The organism is Singulisphaera rosea, assembly GCF_054877945.1.
The window spans coordinates 130,736-148,424 of sequence record NZ_JBTYIP020000022.1 but is presented as its reverse complement, the minus strand read 5'-3'; the positions used below and the strand labels follow the sequence as shown (position 1 = coordinate 148,424).

At 63.7% G+C, this 17,689-nt stretch carries 14 protein-coding genes and 1 pseudogene; 8 read left to right on the top strand and 7 right to left on the bottom strand.

Annotated elements, in window-relative coordinates:
- Positions 1-16: 16 nt before the first annotated feature.
- Both ACYOEI_RS29150 and ACYOEI_RS29145 read right to left on the bottom strand, forming a co-directional pair.
- Positions 17-809, bottom strand: a pseudogene (locus ACYOEI_RS29150) (SDR family oxidoreductase).
- A gap of 604 nt (positions 810-1,413) precedes the next feature.
- A complete protein-coding gene (locus tag ACYOEI_RS29145; RefSeq protein WP_462853181.1) occupies positions 1,414-1,740 on the bottom strand; it encodes a YnfA family protein in 327 nt (108 codons plus the stop codon).
- 566 nt (positions 1,741-2,306) lie between these two features.
- On the opposite strand from ACYOEI_RS29145, the gene ACYOEI_RS29140 reads away from it, so the two are divergent.
- The 3 genes from ACYOEI_RS29140 (at position 2,307) to ACYOEI_RS29130 (ending at position 3,884) form a co-directional block, all read left to right on the top strand.
- Positions 2,307-2,765 carry a hypothetical protein gene (locus ACYOEI_RS29140; RefSeq protein ID WP_462853180.1) on the top strand — a complete coding sequence of 153 codons (459 nt, stop codon included), beginning with the start codon at positions 2,307-2,309 and terminating at the stop codon, positions 2,763-2,765.
- Positions 2,766-2,843: 78 nt separating this feature from the next.
- Positions 2,844-3,335 carry an SMI1/KNR4 family protein gene (locus ACYOEI_RS29135; protein ID WP_462853179.1) on the top strand — a complete coding sequence of 164 codons (492 nt, stop codon included), beginning with the start codon at positions 2,844-2,846 and terminating at the stop codon, positions 3,333-3,335.
- Positions 3,336-3,368: 33 nt separating this feature from the next.
- The gene (locus ACYOEI_RS29130; protein WP_462853178.1) at positions 3,369-3,884 is read left to right on the top strand and encodes a hypothetical protein; all 516 of its coding nucleotides are present in this window, start codon (positions 3,369-3,371) and stop codon (positions 3,882-3,884) included.
- Between the two features lie 71 nt (positions 3,885-3,955).
- Here ACYOEI_RS29130 and ACYOEI_RS29125 read toward each other — a convergent pair whose 3' ends face one another.
- Both ACYOEI_RS29125 and ACYOEI_RS29120 read right to left on the bottom strand, forming a co-directional pair.
- A complete protein-coding gene (locus tag ACYOEI_RS29125) occupies positions 3,956-5,347 on the bottom strand; it encodes a BNR-4 repeat-containing protein (protein WP_462853177.1) in 1,392 nt (463 codons plus the stop codon).
- A 376-nt stretch (positions 5,348-5,723) separates the two neighbouring features.
- The gene (locus tag ACYOEI_RS29120; RefSeq protein ID WP_462853176.1) at positions 5,724-6,317 is read right to left on the bottom strand and encodes a DUF1003 domain-containing protein; all 594 of its coding nucleotides are present in this window, start codon (positions 6,315-6,317) and stop codon (positions 5,724-5,726) included.
- A 710-nt stretch (positions 6,318-7,027) separates the two neighbouring features.
- Between ACYOEI_RS29120 and ACYOEI_RS29115 the strand changes: the two genes are divergently transcribed.
- From ACYOEI_RS29115 to ACYOEI_RS29095, 5 genes are all read left to right on the top strand, one after another.
- Complete coding sequence (locus tag ACYOEI_RS29115; RefSeq protein WP_462853175.1) at positions 7,028-10,513, top strand: response regulator; 3,486 nt, start codon at positions 7,028-7,030, stop codon at positions 10,511-10,513.
- Positions 10,513-11,358, top strand: a complete 846-nt coding sequence (locus ACYOEI_RS29110; RefSeq protein ID WP_462853174.1) for a CheR family methyltransferase — start codon at positions 10,513-10,515, stop codon at positions 11,356-11,358. The genes ACYOEI_RS29115 and ACYOEI_RS29110 overlap by 1 nt, the downstream gene beginning before the upstream one ends.
- Entirely contained in the window at positions 11,355-11,930 is a 576-nt protein-coding gene (locus tag ACYOEI_RS29105; protein WP_462853172.1) for a chemotaxis protein CheB, read from the top strand. Before ACYOEI_RS29110 ends, ACYOEI_RS29105 begins: the two co-directional genes overlap by 4 nt.
- Positions 11,927-13,513 carry a response regulator gene (locus ACYOEI_RS29100; RefSeq protein WP_462853170.1) on the top strand — a complete coding sequence of 529 codons (1,587 nt, stop codon included), beginning with the start codon at positions 11,927-11,929 and terminating at the stop codon, positions 13,511-13,513. The genes ACYOEI_RS29105 and ACYOEI_RS29100 overlap by 4 nt, the downstream gene beginning before the upstream one ends.
- A 218-nt stretch (positions 13,514-13,731) precedes the next feature.
- The gene (locus tag ACYOEI_RS29095; protein WP_462853169.1) at positions 13,732-14,469 is read left to right on the top strand and encodes an MgtC/SapB family protein; all 738 of its coding nucleotides are present in this window, start codon (positions 13,732-13,734) and stop codon (positions 14,467-14,469) included.
- Between the two features lie 575 nt (positions 14,470-15,044).
- On the opposite strand, the gene ACYOEI_RS29090 is transcribed toward ACYOEI_RS29095, so the two are convergent.
- From ACYOEI_RS29090 to ACYOEI_RS29080, 3 genes are all read right to left on the bottom strand, one after another.
- Positions 15,045-15,374: a hypothetical protein gene (locus ACYOEI_RS29090; protein ID WP_462853168.1), complete on the bottom strand. Its 330-nt coding sequence runs from the start codon at positions 15,372-15,374 to the stop codon at positions 15,045-15,047.
- A gap of 525 nt (positions 15,375-15,899) precedes the next feature.
- Positions 15,900-16,307: an SWIM zinc finger family protein gene (locus ACYOEI_RS29085; RefSeq protein WP_462853166.1), complete on the bottom strand. Its 408-nt coding sequence runs from the start codon at positions 16,305-16,307 to the stop codon at positions 15,900-15,902.
- Between the two features lie 217 nt (positions 16,308-16,524).
- Positions 16,525-17,607: an HAF repeat-containing protein gene (locus ACYOEI_RS29080; protein WP_462853164.1), complete on the bottom strand. Its 1,083-nt coding sequence runs from the start codon at positions 17,605-17,607 to the stop codon at positions 16,525-16,527.
- Positions 17,608-17,689: the final 82 nt, after the last annotated feature.

Sequence of the window (17,689 nt, the reverse complement as noted above, 5' to 3'; positions counted from 1 at the left end):
CCTCGGGAATGGGTCGTCAACTGAGCGGCTTGCCGCCGGTCACAGCGGCCGTGGGACCGGCTTTGTAGCTCCCGCCGTTCGATGCAACCGGTACGACGGTAGGGGCAAGTTCGGCGGGCTGGCAAGCCCGCCCAAGTGCCACGTGATTGCCGAAGTCCTTGCCTTTTTCTTGGGGCATGGTCGCGGGGATGAGAGACGTTCAGATCGATCCAGGGGCTACGCAGCTGGGCCGGATGCCCTTCTTGCCGAGCATCTGCGACAACCCTCCGGTGAAGTTCTGGATGGCGGCCTTGGTCATGGCGTAGGGAAGACGTTCAGGGCAGGGATTGTCCGCCTGGATCGAGGACGTGTTAATCACGGACCCGCCCTCGGACATTTGCGGTACGGCCGCTTTGGTCAGCCAGAACATTGCGTCGAGGTTTGCGTCCAGAGTCCTGTCGAACTCCCTCGGTGCTGATCTCCGACATTTCCTCCCGGCTCACCTGGAAGGCGGCGTAATTGATCAAAACGTCGACTTTGCCGAATTCCTTCACCGCCCGTTCGATGATCGCCTTGCTGTGGAACTCCTCGCGGAAGTCGACCGCGACGGCGACGCACTTCCGCCCGTCGGCTTCGACGACTCGCACGGTCTCGCTCCCATCAAACTCCTTGGTAAGATAGGAAGTGAGGATGTCCGCAACTTCCCGTGCAAAGGCAAGAGCACCGGCTCGACCGATCCCGCTGTCACCGCCGGTGATGACGGCTGCCTTTCCATCCACTTTTCCCGACCCCTTGTAGGTCATTTTTCCGTAATCCGGCTTCGGGACCATCTCGGATTCTTGACCTGGGTCCTCTCGCTGCTGAGCTGGCTACGGGAGCCCGGGCACTCGCACTCGCGGATCCTGCAACGTCTCGACGCACCCAATGATGCTCAAACCCGTCATGTCGGAGTCACGGTCACGGAGAAGAGACCCCGCCTTCATCCCAGGCAAATTTGTTCGGAAAGCTATGCTTGCAACCCATGTGCCGCCAACAGAGGGAGCACGACCCTCAACCGGTCGACACGTTTCGAGGTTAGCTTGAGTCGAGCAGGGGTCGGGGTGTTGTTGGACAAGCCTGTCATACCCCCAGCGAGCGATAAATTCCAAATGAATAAGAGGGATGGAATCTATGGAGTATTTATGGCTTTGACGGTTCAATGCATTTTTATGCGGACTATCGAGTCTACTGCATGCTCGACCGGTTGGGGGAGAGCCGGAAGACGCGACCCATCCCGTTGCTCCGAGCGATCGTCGGTCGGGCTTGCCCGCAGCCATCCGGGTCTGGAGTCAATCGGAAAATGAAAACATGAAGCCATAATCTTTGCGCATAGACGGCTTCGAGCCGATCGAATCGACGAACGAAGGAGGCGGAGGGATTTCGGTCGTCCGAGACTCATCGGTCTCGCGGCCCGTAGAGGATAATTACGGCGCCGGCGAGGCAGACCACCGCCCCGAGGATGTCCCAGCGGTCGGGGCGAACACCCTCGGCGAGCCAGAGCCAGACCAGGGCGGAGAGGATGTAGATCCCGCCGTAGGCCGCATAGGCCCGGCCCGCGGCTTCGGCGTCGATCCGGGTGAGTGCCAAGGCGAAGACGATCAAAGACGCGACGCCGGGGGCGATCCAAAGCGGGCTCTTGTTCATCCGCAGCCACGCCCAGAACGCGAAGCAACCCCCGATCTCCCCGAGGGCCGCGAGCAGGTACCAGGATATCGACCTCAACGCATGGTTCCCCTTGGTTGTCTCGTCCGGGTACGGTCCCGAGTTTACCAGCCATGGACCGGATTGGGCATCGGCCGGTTTGTTCCGGAGACGTCGACCTCGCCTTGCTCGCACGAATCGTGACGAGCCGTCATCCCGTTGCGAGGACATAGCGTCGTAGACGAGGGGAGCAGAGGGTGAGCCGCAACCCGTATCGCCTCCCCATGTCGCAGCTCGGCCGTGGCACGCGATTGACCCCTTCGCGATGAGCTTGCCCGTTTAGGTGAACAGCGGAGGCTGGTCTCTGGCCGGAAAGGAGACACCGATGTCTGCCCGATTGGTGCTTCATCGACTCTGAAGGTGACGGGGCGAGCCGGAGGGCCCACGTGTGGCTCGGAATCGAGGAACGCACCAGCTCTGACGTTCGGCCTGCGACGGGATGGGGCGATCCGGCCATTGCACGCCCGGATCGGATGTGTTAGGTTCACATCGATGATGGCAATAAGCATTCATTGAGGCACCCCCGCCTCGTCGCCTTCCGGCTCGAATTCACCGCTTGGCTCAAGATGCGCCGCCCTGGATTCCACATGGACGTCAAACGCTCCTCGACCTGGCTTGTTGACGGCTTGACCTTGAGTCTCGCCCCGCTCGACCATCAGGACCTCGATCGCCTCTATCGCGGGCGGTTGCTCCCGATGGTGGGCCCGCTCCGAGCGAGGTTCGAGAAACTCGCGTTCGATGGCGATCGGGACGAGGACCAGGCGGTCGAGGCCCTGCATCGGTGCCTCGAGTCGTTCAGGGCGATCCTGGCGACGGCGCTTTGCAAGGCCCAACCGTGGCTGGAGGAGTCCGATGCCGCGTTACTGGTAGAGACCCACTGCGGCGATGGCGAGGATGTGACGCTCTTCCGCCAGGTGCAACGCCTGGGCAAGTCGACGCTCAAGGGCCTCGCGTCCAAGCACCGCGAGCGATTGATCGACCTGGTCTCACTGGCCGAGTCGTTCGAGGCGATGATGACGATGCCCTTGGACGGTGGTGAGGGCTGACCCTGAGCCGCTTACCCGACGGCGCAGGGATCAAAAGCTCGGATCATCGAGCGGGCGAACACTGCCGTTCAGGGACGGATGCGTTTCGATCACGCGATTGCCTTTGATGGTGAGATCGTCTCCCCCACGCGCATGTGCGTGCCGATGGTTCTGGTTGGCGAGGTGGAGTTCCACATCCTCTGCCCCGTCGAGGAGCCCACGCCGTTCGGAGATCATGTCCTTCGCGGTTTTCATGACGCGGACGAAGTGCGGGGACTCCTCGACTCCATGATCACTCCGAGGAACATGGTCACCATCGGCGTGGCGGATTTTGCAATGAACACGTGCCTGTCTGTCGCCGGTATTGACCGTGGGGCCGTCTATGCTCTGGACGGTGAATTTCGGTGCTTTTGGCCCGACGAGGAATTCGAAGCTCGATTCATCGCGATGGCCGACGAGATCCGCGATTACCTAGAATTACGGCGGACAGGACAGCTCTCGATGAAGCCCGCGGGATACGATTCCCTCTACTTTCTGGCCGACGACTTCGACGAATACCTCAGTCTTTGCTACCCCGGTTCCGACGATTGATCGCCGGCGCGATTCGAAGGCGGCTTGTCGTGCATGAATGTCATCACGCGTGAATTCGTCGATCGGATGATCCTTTCAGGGCCGCTCACCGAGGCTGCTCGGCGGATCCGAGGTGGTACCGCACGTCCGAAAAACGTGGCCCACTGGGGGGAGGTTTCCACCTGGGCCCTCGTCTGTGAGGAGATCCTCGACACCGAGCATGCCGACGACTGGTACGACGACGTCGTCGCGGAGCTGATCCGGAGAGGCTTCGGGTTCGAGCAGATCGATGCGATGAGGCGCTTCGCGTGGGAGACGGCGGGTTGGCTCAACTATGACAGGATGCTCTGGGAACGGTGCAAGCTCGACGAGGATGACATCCGCAACGCCCTGGACCTTCAACTCCGGGGGCGACGAATCACCCGCCTGAGGTACGAGGAAGGCCTAAATTTTCTCGAGCACTCGGCCTTGGCTTGTCCGTCAAGACCCCGGGAATTCGAGAATGGGACGAGGCGCGATGCCGGCTGTTTTCGGGAGCTTCTTCGCCGGCTCCGTGGGTGGTTTCGTTGAGGCAGGATTGGAGGATGCGCTTCGACCGGGTGCGTAGCGGGATTCTTCTGCGAGGTGTTGATGTATTGGGATCAGTAGTCTACGAGCTCGGGCGTCGTCGAATCGCCCGCGACCTTGGCCGGAAGTCGCCAGACGTGGGTTCCCGGCTTGTCGGTGAAATAGAGATTCGAGTCGGATTTTTCGCGAGCGTTGCCGTCGGCCCAGAGGGCATAAAAGTCGGGGTGGGCGTTGAGCGGTCGTCGTGCGTACGAGTGATTGCGCTTTGGATCATTGGTGAGGCGACGGGTCGGGGTCCAGGAGGCGCCCTCGTCGGGGCTGGTCCACATGACCATGGCTCCGCCGGTGCCGAAGGGCTGAGGGCCGGGGTCGGTTGGCGCGATGATCCGCCAGAGACCGTCGGGCTCGATGAAGAGTGAGCCGTGGTCGTAGTTGTGGTCGGACGTCGTGAAGGGGCGGAACCTCCAGGTTTTGCCCGTCCAGTGCGCCGTCTGCCACTCGTGGGGGCCGCGTTCGGGGCCGGGTTGGTGGCCTTTGCTGGTCAGGAAGAGGACGACCGGGCGCCCTTCGGCGTCGAAGTTCAGGTCTTTGAGGTAGACGAGTTTGTGTTCCGAGGCGAAGTCACGGACGAGGGCGGGGTTCGCCGGGGTATCGAAGGGGAGCGTCACCGACGCGCCGTCGGCGGTCGTCCAGGTCTTGCCCGCGTCGGGGGTCTGGAGGTAGTAGAGGTTCGTCCGGGCGTCGAGGCCGAGCGGCCTCGGATGGTAGTCGAAGGCGGTGGCGACCGTCCCATGGCGTCGCCAACTTACCTGGTAGTCCCCCTGGTCGATCCGGGCGATCGGGGTCGGGTCGGACCAGTCGCGGCCGTCGGGGCTCGTGATGAAGCGCAGGCCTCGGCCCGAGGCGTATTTCGTGTGGAGGAACAGGAACCCTCGGCCGGGGACGACCCAGGCATTCCCATAAGAGAAATTCGACTTCACCACGCGCTCGAATCCGTCGATCGAGCGCGGCTTCAGGCTCTTGTGGATGAAGGACGGTCGCGCCGTCCCGTGCGCGTTGGAGAAGATCCAGAGGTATCCGGCGTCGTCGATCTGGAGGATCGGGTTGTCGTGCGCGTCGGTGGTCGCCTTGTCGAGCAGGATCCTCGGGGCGGGGAATGTCTTCGAGGCGTGGTCGAAATAGGAGACCATGTGCAGGATCGAGGTCCGCTCGGGATTCGCGCCGCCGTAGACGAAGAAGGTCCGATTCGACGCCTCGTCGTAAACGGCGATCGGCGCGTGCTGCTGGGGGTAGGTGGCCATGCCGCCGCTATACTTGTACTTGAACTCATCCTTCGTCGGGCCGATCGAGTACCAACATCCGGAATATCCCTCGGCCCGGGGCAAGGTCCCCGGCTCGGCTCCCATCGACGTGCCGGACAACAGGATCAGCCAGGCCGCCGCACATCGCCCGATCCGACTCGCCATCACCTGTTCTCCTGTAGACATCGGAGTTCGAACCGGCGACGATTCTCGCACGAATTCGGCCTCGGTGAAACCCGGATCCAACCCTCCTCAAAGCAGGCCAAGGTGGAACGAGGTCGCTTTCAGAATCCGCCGCGGATGGAAGACGGGATCGTTTGGCCACGGATGAAACACGGATTGAACACGGATAAGACGAATAAAACATAAAATCATCGGAATTTTTTTTAAGAAAGTTATCTAAATGATTTATTGAATACGATTGTCGTCGATTGTGTGTTCGGTTTGGTTCCTTGCCGCGTCGGCGACCGTCGTGGTCGGCCGGGTCGGAATTAATCATGATTTATAGAAGTGATAACATGGTAGACTTTATGCATATTGGTTAGTTCGGCTCGGTGGCCTTCACGGTCCCGGCACGCTCGTCGAGCTCCCTGAGGACATGCTCGGGGGCGACGTCTTTCTTCAGTTCCTCGATTTCGGGGTCGTTGCCGACCTCGAGGCCGAGGTGGTCGGCGATGGCGTCGACCAAGGTCAGGACGCGGGTCACCTCGTGTTCGGTCAGGAGGTTGATCTGGAGGTCGAGGTCGGCTCGGCGGTCGGCCATCTCGGCCTGGCGGTTCTGGCTGAGGAGGACGAACGTGGAGAGGAAGATCGCTTCGAGCGAGACGACCATCGTCAGGAGCCCGTAAGGGAACGGGTCGAAGACGAACCGCTCCCCGAAGACGCCGAGGTTGGCGACGGTCCAGATCCCGAACCAGGCTGCGTGGAGGTAGATGAACGCCATGCTGCCGGAGAACGTCGTGATACGATCGGCGATCCGGTCCTGTCGACTCCTCGTGCGCTCGGTCTGCCGACGGACCTCGATCAGGGTCGCGATGTTGCGCTCCACGACGTCGCAGAGGTAGGGGTTGTGGCAGTGGGCCCGTTGCATTTGCTTGAGTCGGTCCATCTCTTCCAATGCGAAGTCCCGCGGCATGCCCCACCCCTTTACACCACGCACGGCCTCGGGTCTGAACTCGCGCCTCCTCGACCGAGGTGGTCCGCGTGTGCGACCTTGTCAGACAATTCTTCAGGGGCAATCGGCGTGCCGACGTATAGGAGACGTCGTTCTCGAGTTCGTTGACAGGGTCGTCAGCCGGTTCGTGCCGACACTCGCCCGATGGGGCGTCGTCGCTCGGTCGCCGAGCGAGGCGCGCTTGCGGGGAACCGCCCGGATTTCGTATCTTGAGGGCCGCACGATCTCAGGTTCCGCGGTCGGCCGAGGAGTCGGCGCCGACCCCCCTTCCCCGGCAAAACCCAGGGATTTCGGGCGTCTTCCTGGTGCTCGCTTCGAAGACGCCTCCCGGGCCTGGATGAATTGGCCTCGCATTTGCTGTGTTTGAAGGGGTTCTTCCGAAGGTTCGGCGATGGTTGTTGGAGGCCGGGCTTACGAGAGCGTGGGCGCCGATGCCGACGGGACCTCATGCGACCTTGGCGCTCGTCCCCAACGAGATCAAGGTGGTTTCCCGGTCGCCATACGCTGCGGATGACTCGTCGCCGACCCGGATCGCCTTCGAGCGTAGGCTCCAGGCCCCGCCGAACCTCCCCCTAATCCGAGGGCTTTTAAGCCCGAGTTCGTGACCTCGTCCGCCACAACGGGCGAAGTGGATCGCTTGGCCTCTACGACAGTGACGGATCAGGACGCCGATGATTGATGAGCCGCAACGTGGATCTCTTCCCCAACGATCGGGCGCCGAGCTCTATCTTGGCATTGCCGCCGTCCTGCTCCTGTTCGTGACCAGCGGGATCATCTCGTTCGTCAACACACGCACCCTCAAGGTCGACGCCGAGCAGATCACTCACACGCACGAGGTCCTCGCCGCCCTCGAGGAGATCCTTTCGTTTGCCAAGGATGCCGAGACCGGCCAGCGCGGCTATTTGATCACCGGCGACGAGCGATACCTCGAGCCCCACACGAAGGCCGTGGCCCAAATCGACGAGCGCGTCCGCGACGTGGAGCGGATGACCCGCGACAATCCCGCGCAACAAGGGCGGATCTCGGCGCTCCAGGGTCGGATCGCCTCCAAGTTCCAGGAGCTCGAAGAGACGATCGCCTTGCGGCGAACCAAGGGGTTCGAGGCCGCGCTGGCCGTCGTGGTGTCCGACCGTGGCAAGGGGGCCATGGACGCCATCCGGGCCAAGGTCGAGGAGATGCAGGAAGAAGAGCGGAGACTCCGGAATCGTCGGCTCGAGGAGATGGAAAACGCCTACGGGGTGACCGTCGGGACGGGGCTCCTGACCGGGTTGATCGGCGTGTTCCTGGTCTGCGCCGTGGGTTACCTGCTCAATCGCTCGATGGTGGCTCGGCGGAGGCAGGAATGGTTCCAGACGGGTCAGATCGGTTTGAGCAAAGTGATGCTCGGGGAGCAGCGTGTCGAGCAACTTGGAGACAACCTGCTCCGCTTCATCGCCGAGTATCTCGACGCCCAGGCAGGGGCACTCTTCATTAAGGACGGCCACTACCGACGGATCGCCACTTATGGAGTGGCCTCGGGCGGCGGCACTCCTGACGTTTTCGAGCCGGGCGACGGGCTACTCGGGCAGGCCGTTAAGGACGGCCGGACCTTCCACGTCCATGATGTCCCCGAAGGTTACCTGGCCGTCGGCTCGGCCTTCGGGCGCGGGAAGCCGAGGCACCTCGCCGTCGTCCCCATCAAGGAGGACGGCCAGGTCAACGGGGTGCTCGAACTGGGCTTCATGCGACCGATGACCGGTGACAACCTCGAATTCTTCGAGGGGATCGCCGAGTCGGTCGGAGTCGCGATCCGCTCGGCGACGTTCCGGGCCCACGTCCAGAACCTCTTGCACGAGACCCAGCGCCAGGCCGAAGAGCTCCAGGCGCAAGGGGAAGAGCTCCGGGTCTCGAACGAGGAGCTCGAAGAACAAGGCCGGGCCCTGAGAGATTCGCAAGGGAGGCTCGAGCTCCAGCAGGCCGAGCTCGAGCAGACCAACTCCCAGTTGGAGAAGCAGGCGGAAGTCCTCGAGGCCCAGCGCGACGACGCGAGCCGCGCCAAGGCCGCCGTCGAGCTCCAGGCCCGAGAGCTCGAACAGGCGAGCCGGTATAAGTCCGACTTCCTGGCGAATATGTCGCACGAGCTCCGCACCCCGCTCAACTCCTCCCTCATCCTCGCCAAGTTGCTCGCGGACAACCGCGAAGGGAACCTGACCGACGAACAGGTCCAGTACGCCGACACCATCCGGTCCGCCGGGAACGACCTGCTGGCCCTGATCAACGACATCCTCGACCTCTCGAAGATCGAGGCCGGGCACATGGAGGTCCGCTCCGAGCCGGTGGGGCTTCCTCGGCTGGTGGAGGAGCTCGGGCGGATCTTCCGGCCGGTCGCCGAGCAGAAGCAGCTCGCACTCCGTGTCCAAATCGCGAAGGGCTGTCCCGAGGTTATCGATACCGACCGGCAACGACTCGAGCAGGTCATCAAGAACCTGTTGTCGAACGCGCTCAAGTTCACCGAAGCCGGCGAGGTGACGCTGGATGTCGAGGCCGCTTCGGGCGACCGCGTCGCGTTCGTCGTCCGAGACACCGGGATCGGCATCTCGGCGCAGCAGCAGAGGGTGGTGTTCGAAGCCTTCCGCCAGGCGGACGGGACGACCAACCGGAAGTACGGAGGCACGGGCCTCGGCCTCTCGATCGCCCGGGAGCTCACGAGGATCCTCGGCGGCGACATCCACCTCGAGAGCGCGCCCGGGCGAGGGAGCACGTTCACGGTCACGATCCCCCGCTCGTTCGACCCGTCGCTCGTCCAACCCAGGACGGCCGGCCTGGCGGCCTCGGCGGTGCAGGCCGAGTCGGCCTCGGGGATCTCTCGGACGACCACGACGACCGAGGCTCCGGAGAAGGATTTCGCCGCATCCCGACCGGACCCCGCCGCTTCGAGCCCCTCCTTGACTCGTCGGGTGGCCGACGACCGCCAGGAATTGACCGGCACTCGGCGTGTCATCCTGGTCGTGGAGGACGACGTGGTGTTCGCCCGGGTCATCTACGACCTCGCCCACGAGAACGGTTTCCACTGCCTGATCGCGACGACCGCCGAGGAGGCACTGATCGTCGCCGCCCAGCACCGGCCTAGCGCGGTGATCCTCGATGTGGGCTTGCCCGACTTCTCGGGCCTCTCGGTCCTCGATCGCCTGAAGCAGGACTCGAGGACCCGGCACATCCCGGTCCACGTCGTTTCCGGGCACGACCACGCACAGACCGCCCTCGCCCTCGGCGCCGTCGGCTACATGCTGAAGCCCGTGAAGCGCGAGGAACTTGGCCAGGCCCTCTCCCAGCTCGAGGCCCGGCTCGACCAGCGCCTCCGTCGGGTCCTGATCGTGGAGGACGACCCCGTCCAGCTCGACAGCCTCCGCAAGCTCCTGGGGGCCCACGACGTCGAGACCGTCGGGGCGGAGAGCGCGGGCGAGTGCCTCGAACGGCTCAAGACCACCACGTTCGACTGCATGGTCCTCGACCTCTCGCTCCCCGATGCCTCGGGCTACTCGCTCCTCGAGACCCTGAGCCGGGAAGATACCTACTCGTTCCCGCCAGTGATCGTCTACACGGGGCGAGACCTCTCGATCGACGAGGAGCAGCAGCTTCGGAAGTATTCGAAGTCGATCATCATCAAGGGGGTGAAGTCCCCCGAACGGTTGCTCGACGAGGTCACGCTGTTCTTGCACCAGGTGGTTTCGGAGCTCCCCGCCGAGCAGCAGAAGATGCTCGCGAAGGCGAGGAGCCGGGACGCCGCGCTCGAAGGGCGGCGGATCCTCGTCGTCGAGGACGACGTGCGCAACGTCTTCGCGCTCACGAGCATCCTCGAGCCGAGGGGGGCTAAGGTCCTGATCGCCAGGAATGGCCGCGAGGCCCTGGCCGCGCTCGAGCGGTCGAAGGGAGATCCGCCCGAGTCGATCGACCTCGTGCTCATGGATATCATGATGCCCGAGATGGACGGGCTCACCGCGATGCGAGAGATCCGGAAGGACGCCGGTTGGCGGAAGCTGCCGATCATCGCGCTCACGGCGAAGGCGATGAAGAACGACCAGGAGGATTGCCTGTCGGCGGGCGCCAACGACTACCTGGCCAAGCCTTTGGACGTTGAGAAGCTGCTGTCTCTCGTCCGGGTCTGGATGCCTCGGTAATGGGGGAGGATCGGGCCGTGCTCGAGAAGACCGACGACATCGAGCTCCGGCTCCTGCTCGATTCGATCTCCCGGAAGTATCACTACGACTTCCGAGGCTACTCGATGGCCTCGCTGAAGCGTCGCCTGACGCTGGGGCGGGAGCATTTCGGCTGTCGGACCTTCTCCCAGCTCCAGGACCGAGTCCTCCACGACGGCGCGGTGCTGCCGAAGCTCTTGTCGTACCTGACCGTGCAGGTGAGCGAGCTGTTCCGCGACCCGGCCTACTTCCGGGCCCTTCGGGACGTCGTCGTGCCCCACCTGAAGACGTATCCGTCGCTGAAGGTCTGGGTCGCCGGCTGCAGCGCAGGGGAAGAAGTTTACTCGCTGGCGATCCTCTTTCGGGAGGAGGGGCTCGAGTCGCGCACGCTGATCTACGGCACCGACATCGACCCCAACGCCCTGGCGAAGGCGGAGGCCGGTGTCTACGAGCTCGACCGGGTCCCGCTCTTCACCGAGAATCATCGACGATCCGGGGGGAAGTCTTCGCTCTCGGACTACTACACGGCGGCGTATGGTGCGGTCGTCTTCGACAAGAGCCTGCGCCGACAGGTCGTCTTCTCCGACCATAGCCTGGTCAGCGACGCCGTCTTCGCCGAGGTCCACCTCGTCTCGTGCCGGAACGTGCTGATCTACTTCGACCGGGAGCTCCAGGATCGCGCGGTCGGCCTGTTCCGGGAATCGCTCACGAGGAAGGGCTTCCTCGGCCTGGGGGCCAAGGAGAATCTCCGGTTCTCGAAGCATGCCGAGGCCTTCACCGAATTCTCGAGGGACGAGCGGATTTATCAGAAGCGAGGTGCCACGTGAGGCCCCGGGTCGAAGCCGTCGTCGTCGGGGCGTCGGCCGGGGCGGTGGACGCCCTGTCCAGGCTCCTCCCTGCCCTGCCGGGGGAGTTCCCGCTGCCGATCATGATCGTGGTCCACATCCCCCCCGACAAGGAAAGCGTCCTGGCCGAGCTGTTCCGGGCGAAGTGCCGGGTCGACGTCCGTGAAGCGGAAGATAAGGAGCCGATCCTCGGCGGCCGGATCTATTTCGCGCCGCCGGATTATCACCTGCTGGTGGAACGCGACCGACGGTTGTCGCTGTCGAGCGACGAGCCGGTCTCGTACAGCAGGCCCTCGATCGACGTGCTCTTCGAGACCGCCGCCGACGCGTACGGCCCGGGCTTGATCGGGGTCGTGCTCACGGGGGCGAACCACGACGGAGCCCGAGGGCTTCGCACCATCCAGGACGCGGGGGGGCTCGCCCTGGTCCAGGACCCGGCGCTCGCCCACTCTCGAGAGATGCCGCAGGCCGCGCTCGACGCATGCCCCGGGTCGCGAGCCTTGAGCTTGGAAGCCATCGCGGAGTACCTCAAGGAGGTGGTCAAACCCTCATGAACGCGAAGCCGCCTAATCCCGTCTATTTCTTGCTCGTCGACGACCTCGAGGGCAACCTCCTGGCGCTCGAGGCCCTCCTGCGCCGCGAAGGCCTCGTCCTCCTCAAGGCTCGGACCGGGCCGGAGGCCCTGGAGCTCCTCCTGAAATACGAGGTCGCGCTTGCGCTCGTCGACGTGCAGATGCCCGGGATGGACGGCTTCGAGCTCGCCGAGCTCATGCGAGGATCCGAGCGGACCCGACGCGTGCCGATCATCTTCCTCACCGCCGGGAACGCCGACCGCAAGCGACGCTTCCGAGGGTACGAGGCCGGCGCCGTCGACTTCCTCCACAAGCCCATCGAGCACGAGATCCTCCGGAGCAAGGCGGATGCCTTCTTCGAACTCTTCCGCCAACGCGATGAGCTCAAGGTCGCGACCGAGGAGAACGCCAGGCTCCTGAAGGAGAGCCGGCAGTACGCCTCGGCCCTCGAAGAGGCCGGCCGGCGCAAGGACGAGTTCCTCGCCATGCTCGCCCACGAGCTCCGCAACCCCCTGGCCGCGATCAGCAACGCCACCCAGGTCTCCAAGCGGTCGGCCGAGGGCGAACACCACGAGTGGGCGACGCAGGTCATCGAGGCGCAGGTGAAGAACCTCTCCCGCCTCATCGACGACCTCCTCGACGTCTCCCGGATCACCCGAGGGACGATCCAGCTCAAGAAGCAAGTGCTCGACGTCCAGCCCGTCGTCGAGCACGCCGTGGCCTCGGTCATGCTCCTCGTCCAGGCCCGGGAACACGAGCTCACGGTCGAGTACGGGCACGGGGACGCGAAGGTCGACGTCGACCCGACGCGGCTCGAGCAGGTCGTGGCCAACCTCCTGAACAACGCGGCCAAGTATTCCGAGAATCACGGGAAGATCCACCTCACGACGGCCGTCAAGGGCGGGGAACTCGTGATTTCGGTGAGGGACACGGGCCTGGGGATCGCGCCCGACCAGCTCCCCCAGATGTTCGAGTTGTTCGTGCAGGGGAATCGCTCGGTCGCCCGCTCCGAAGGGGGCCTCGGCATCGGGCTCACGATCGTGCAACGGATCATCGAGATGCATGGCGGGCGCGTCGTCGCCGAGAGCCAAGGGCGAGGCCAGGGGAGCATGTTCGCCGTGCATCTCCCCTTGGCGAACCCGGCGGCGGAGGGCCCGGTCTCCGCAAGGCCTCGAGTCGAGGGGCCGACGCACGCCTCGCCGAAGTCTCGGATCCTCGTGGTCGACGATAACCTCGACACCGCCCGAGGGCTCGCCCGCCTCATGACCTTCCTGGGCCACGAGGTCCGAAGCGCCCACGACGGCCTCGAGGCCCTGGCGGTCGTCGATGAATTCACGCCCGATTTCATCCTGATGGACATCGGCATGCCCGGCATGGACGGCTACGAGGTCGTGACCGCCCTCCGGCGCCGCCCTTCCTGCGAGGATTCGGTCATCGTCGCGATCTCGGGCTACGGCCAGGACGAAGACCGGCGACGCTCCCGGGCCGCCGGTTTCGACTATCACCTCGTCAAGCCGGTCGACCACGACGCCCTGTTGGCGATCCTGGCCGGTCCCGGAGTTTGATTTCTAGCCACGGATGGAAGACGGATGGGAATCGAAGACGGATTGCCGACAGATGGCGCAGATTAACATAGATAATTTAAAACTCGAAGTTTTAAAGAATTTTTGTTAATCAATGGATTTTATCTGCGATCGTCTGCGTCATCTGTTGACTGTCATCTTTTCCGTCCGGAATCCATCCCGATATCGGGTCGATGATAAAGGTCGGCACGGAGGGTTGAATGTCGCCCCAGCTCGCTTGGTATGAGATCGTCTTGAGGTTGACGCTGACCGTGATCGCGGGGGGGCTCATCGGTTTCGATCGGGGCGAACATGGCCGACCCGCCGGGTTGAGGACGACGCTGCTGGTCTGCTTGGCCGCGGCGGTGTCAATGATCCAGGTGAACCTGCTCCTGATGACGGCAGGAAGACCTTCCGACTCGTTCGTCTCGCTCGATCTGATGCGGCTCCCCCTTGGCATCCTCACGGGGATGGGGTTCATCGGGGGTGGGGCGATCCTGAAGAGAGGGGACGTGGTGGTCGGCGTCACGACGGCGGCCACGCTCTGGTTCGCGACCATCCTTGGGCTATGCTTCGGCGGGGGCCAGCTCTCGCTGGGAATCGCGGCGCTCGTGATGGGAATGCTCATCATCTCGGTACTCAAACGCCTCGAAGCCATGTTCCCGCAGGAACGACGGGCCCTCCTCTCCTTGACCGCGGCGCTCGACGGGCCGACGGAGGCCGAGGTCTGCGCCGTGATCCACGGGCAAGGGCTCCGCATGTCGAATCCAGGGGTCTGCTACGCGAAGCCGGAACGGACCTGGACGCTCCTCTGCGAGGTCACCTGGCGGGCCCGCCCCGACGATCCCACCCAACCCGCGGTCGTGGAGGAGCTCGCCAAGCTCCCGGGCCTCTCCCGTTTGGAGTGGACTCCCCAGGGCCTCAACATGAGCGCTAGGTCGGGCCGGGAATCCGCCTGAGGGATCCCACGTCCGTTGGACGACCGGTTCCTTGGCAAGGGCGTTGCGGGCGGGCGGCATGTCAGGGGGCGGTTCGAAACGAAGGGCAAGCCCCGCGTTCGTCAAGGGCCACCATGCCTCGTCGCTGTCCATGAACGAATATTTGGATGTCGATCCCATGGTCCCCGTGGGAATGCCGTCTTCGACGCTCCGCGTCGGTATTTCGGGCCGTGGACGACCCTCTTTCCGTGCGGACGCGTCACGATCCGGATCAAGCCGTCTTCGCCGATTGAGGGATCGAGTCGGGAGTCCTGACAGGGGCTCGTCCGCTCGCTTCGGATGGTTTCCAGGTGGCCTTCCGAGGTCGAAGACGGCATTCCCACGGGGACCGTGGGAACGAGTGATTGATCTCTCACAACTTAGGGATAATGGATCGCTGGCGGAGGTGGGAAAGGCTCGGTCGTAGGCTTGAAATTGTTGAATAGATTTCTTAAGTATATTAAAATAATGATTTCTGGAGACACGATCTGGAAGGCGATGGGACGCCTCGCTCCGGGGAGGTATACCCTCCTCAAGGGGGCGTCCCTGTTCTCAACTCAGGCGTGATGGCCGGAGATGCCGCGGGCATCGGCCGGGAAGACGGGGAGCTCGAATTCCGTGGTTCCCCCGGGCCTTCCGGACGGCTTGGTCGCCCGATCCCGGATCAGGCCACTCCAGCGGCAGGAGAAGCATTGATAGCGTCGGCAGGCGATCACGCCGCCGATCAATCGATCGGTCCACTGGCGGGGGATTCGGCTGAGCGAGGATTTCGGGCCACAGTTCGGGCAGCAGCGCTCGCTGAGGAGGAGGGAGCGGAGGCGGTTCGCGTAGACACTCGCGGCGATCGCGAGGAGCATTCCGAGGCCGACAAGCGAGATGTTCAACATGGAGCCATCCTGGTGCGTGAACAGAGACCGACGAATTCACCTGGCCGGAAGTACGTCGAGTTCAGAGGAGGAATTTCGGGCGACCCTGAATTGGGGCGCCGCGATCGCAATGGCTTTCGACGGAGAGCTGTCCTTGGTCACCGACGGGACGCAGTTTAGCAGATGTTCGATAGAAGCGAAGAGGAATCCTTGTAAAGCTTCCTTAGAATCATTCGGATTCCTGACGGAGTTGCTCCGTGATGTCAATGAGCGTGGTATTGTGGCGAACTTGCTGGTTTCGGGAGCGTGGTGGCGATTGGGCTATTTGGTAGGGTTTGTGATGACGAAATGCCCCATGTATGCACTCATGTCGTTCCCCGGTTGTCTTCGGGTTACCCGGGTTCGGGTCCATGGGACTTCGGGATTGGCCTGCCTAGTTAATGTGATCTTGTTGAATCCAAGAGGCGTCGGCACCCGGGATTGTTTCCTGGTTTTGCGTGAATATTGTATTGTTTGGCGTGAAATGGCGTGAAAAAGGGTTGATATCTAGGCTTGCAGGTCTGCCTGCTGGCCCGGTCGCCGAAGGGGCTCGAGGGTCTCCGACTCCTCGTCGAAGGCGGACGGGGGGACTCGCCGGACGTGGGTGGCCCTCGTGTCGATGATGCCGAGGGCGACCAGCGATCGGATGTGCTTGCATCCCAGGGGGTCGAGGCCGTCTCGATTGAAGACGAAGTCGGGGCAGGTGCATTCTGCCCCATAGTCCAGGACGGCGACGTGGTAGAAGGTGCCGTCCGCCTTGCGGAGTTCGAAGCAACGTCGGGCCGCGCCCCGGTCGACGCGGATCGGCTTCATGCCGTAGCGGACCCCGTTGATCGTCAACGCCAGGGAGCAGGTCCCTCGCGGGCTCCCGGCGGGCAGGTCCTGGCTCGCTTCGTTGGGTCGCATGCCTGCCATCACCGGTTCCTCGGACGATCCGAATCGGCCGACCGGTTCCTCGTCCCGTAGAGACAACACTCTCGACAGGGGGCCTCGCGTAAGGACGACCCCCCGATGGACCCAGGATGACGGAATCGCGAGGAGGGTCAAGGCGAATCGAGGAACCGATGGCGACAGGCCTCGGCTCGCTTCGCTCGCTCTCGGACCCAGGCCTGTTGGTGACTCGACCGAAGGATCAAGGCCTGGCTGGCGGGGCCTGTTTCTTGGCGTCCGGCCCTTGCTTCTTACTTGCGTCGTCTTCTTCTTCCTGGTCCTCCATGATCCCGGCGACCTGCCCCCGATCGTTGATGGCATTCGCGGCGACGAAGGTCTCGCCCCCTTCGTCGATCAGGCGAAGCCGCCCGTTCTCGTAGACGAAGGCGCGAGGGCCTTTATCCGAGGCGGTCGGCCCGTCGAGCATGCCGACCACCACGTTGTCGTTGTTCACGTCGGTGGCCTCGGCCTTGCCGTAGTCGGAAGGGGGCCGGAGTCGTTTGCAGCCTTTGTCTCGGGTCCAGACGACGGCCTGCGTATTCGCGTTGTCGGGGTAGCGGAGGCCGACCACGGTCCCCAGGTTGTTGACGGCTCGAGGGATGAGTGCCCCGGCTTCGCCGATTTCTTCGCGGGTCCAGGTGTTCGACGCGCCCCGGGTCCAGAGACACGGGATGGCCCCGTCGTTGGCCGCGATGAACCGGCCGTCGTCGCTGATCGCCACCACCTGGGAGCCGAGGCGCGCGGCGTGAGGTAGGGCCGTGGCTTCCCAACGCTCGCCTCGTTTCTCCCAGACGCAGGCCCGGATGCGTTGCTCGCCGACCGAATATCCGCTGATACATCTGCCGTCCCGGGTGATGCCGCAGGCGAATGACGAGGCGTCTCCATCGAGGGCACCGAGGCCCCGGATACCGGACTTGGCATCCCAGAGGAAGGCCTGGTTGCGCATCACCTTGCTAAGCTTCGACGGGGGACGGCTGACCCGCCCGACGACCTGGCCGTTTTCGTCGACGGCGGCCGGGAAGGCGGCGGTATACCCCTGGAGGAGCGGGAGCGGGGTGATCTCCTTCCCTCGAGCGAAGAAGGGGATCTGGTCCAGCATCCCGGGATACTTCTTGTTCTCCCTCCACTCGAAACCAATGATGTCGCCGAGCTCATTGATCCCGGTCGCGCTGATCCCGTTGTCCTTCGGGCTGACGATCCTAATCGGATGCCCCTTGGTCGGCTCGTCCGCCGAGGCGAGAGGGGCCATGAGCGCGGCAGTCGTCAGGAGCAGGACTCGTTGCATCGGGTTCCCTCGTCCTTTGCGGAAAGCTCCCTGAAGTCGGCTGGCAACGAGCCGGAGGTCGTCGACGACGCGGGGGGGAAGG

What these genes read in the sequence shown, in the direction of transcription:
- ACYOEI_RS29135 (WP_462853179.1), top strand. Translation starts at nt 2,844, where the DNA reads ATGCGTTTCGATCACGCGATTGCCTTTGATGGTGAGATCGTCTCCCCC.
- ACYOEI_RS29130 (WP_462853178.1), top strand. Translation starts at nt 3,369, where the DNA reads ATGAATGTCATCACGCGTGAATTCGTCGATCGGATGATCCTTTCAGGG.
- ACYOEI_RS29100 (WP_462853170.1), top strand. Translation starts at nt 11,927, where the DNA reads ATGAACGCGAAGCCGCCTAATCCCGTCTATTTCTTGCTCGTCGACGAC.
- ACYOEI_RS29120 (WP_462853176.1), bottom strand. Translation starts at nt 6,317, where the DNA reads ATGCCGCGGGACTTCGCATTGGAAGAGATGGACCGACTCAAGCAAATG.
- ACYOEI_RS29085 (WP_462853166.1), bottom strand. Translation starts at nt 16,307, where the DNA reads ATGGCAGGCATGCGACCCAACGAAGCGAGCCAGGACCTGCCCGCCGGG.
- ACYOEI_RS29110 (WP_462853174.1), top strand. Translation starts at nt 10,513, where the DNA reads ATGGGGGAGGATCGGGCCGTGCTCGAGAAGACCGACGACATCGAGCTC.
- ACYOEI_RS29090 (WP_462853168.1), bottom strand. Translation starts at nt 15,374, where the DNA reads ATGTTGAACATCTCGCTTGTCGGCCTCGGAATGCTCCTCGCGATCGCC.
- ACYOEI_RS29115 (WP_462853175.1), top strand. Translation starts at nt 7,028, where the DNA reads ATGATTGATGAGCCGCAACGTGGATCTCTTCCCCAACGATCGGGCGCC.
- ACYOEI_RS29140 (WP_462853180.1), top strand. Translation starts at nt 2,307, where the DNA reads ATGGACGTCAAACGCTCCTCGACCTGGCTTGTTGACGGCTTGACCTTG.
- ACYOEI_RS29125 (WP_462853177.1), bottom strand. Translation starts at nt 5,347, where the DNA reads ATGGCGAGTCGGATCGGGCGATGTGCGGCGGCCTGGCTGATCCTGTTG.
- ACYOEI_RS29080 (WP_462853164.1), bottom strand. Translation starts at nt 17,607, where the DNA reads ATGCAACGAGTCCTGCTCCTGACGACTGCCGCGCTCATGGCCCCTCTC.
- ACYOEI_RS29095 (WP_462853169.1), top strand. Translation starts at nt 13,732, where the DNA reads ATGTCGCCCCAGCTCGCTTGGTATGAGATCGTCTTGAGGTTGACGCTG.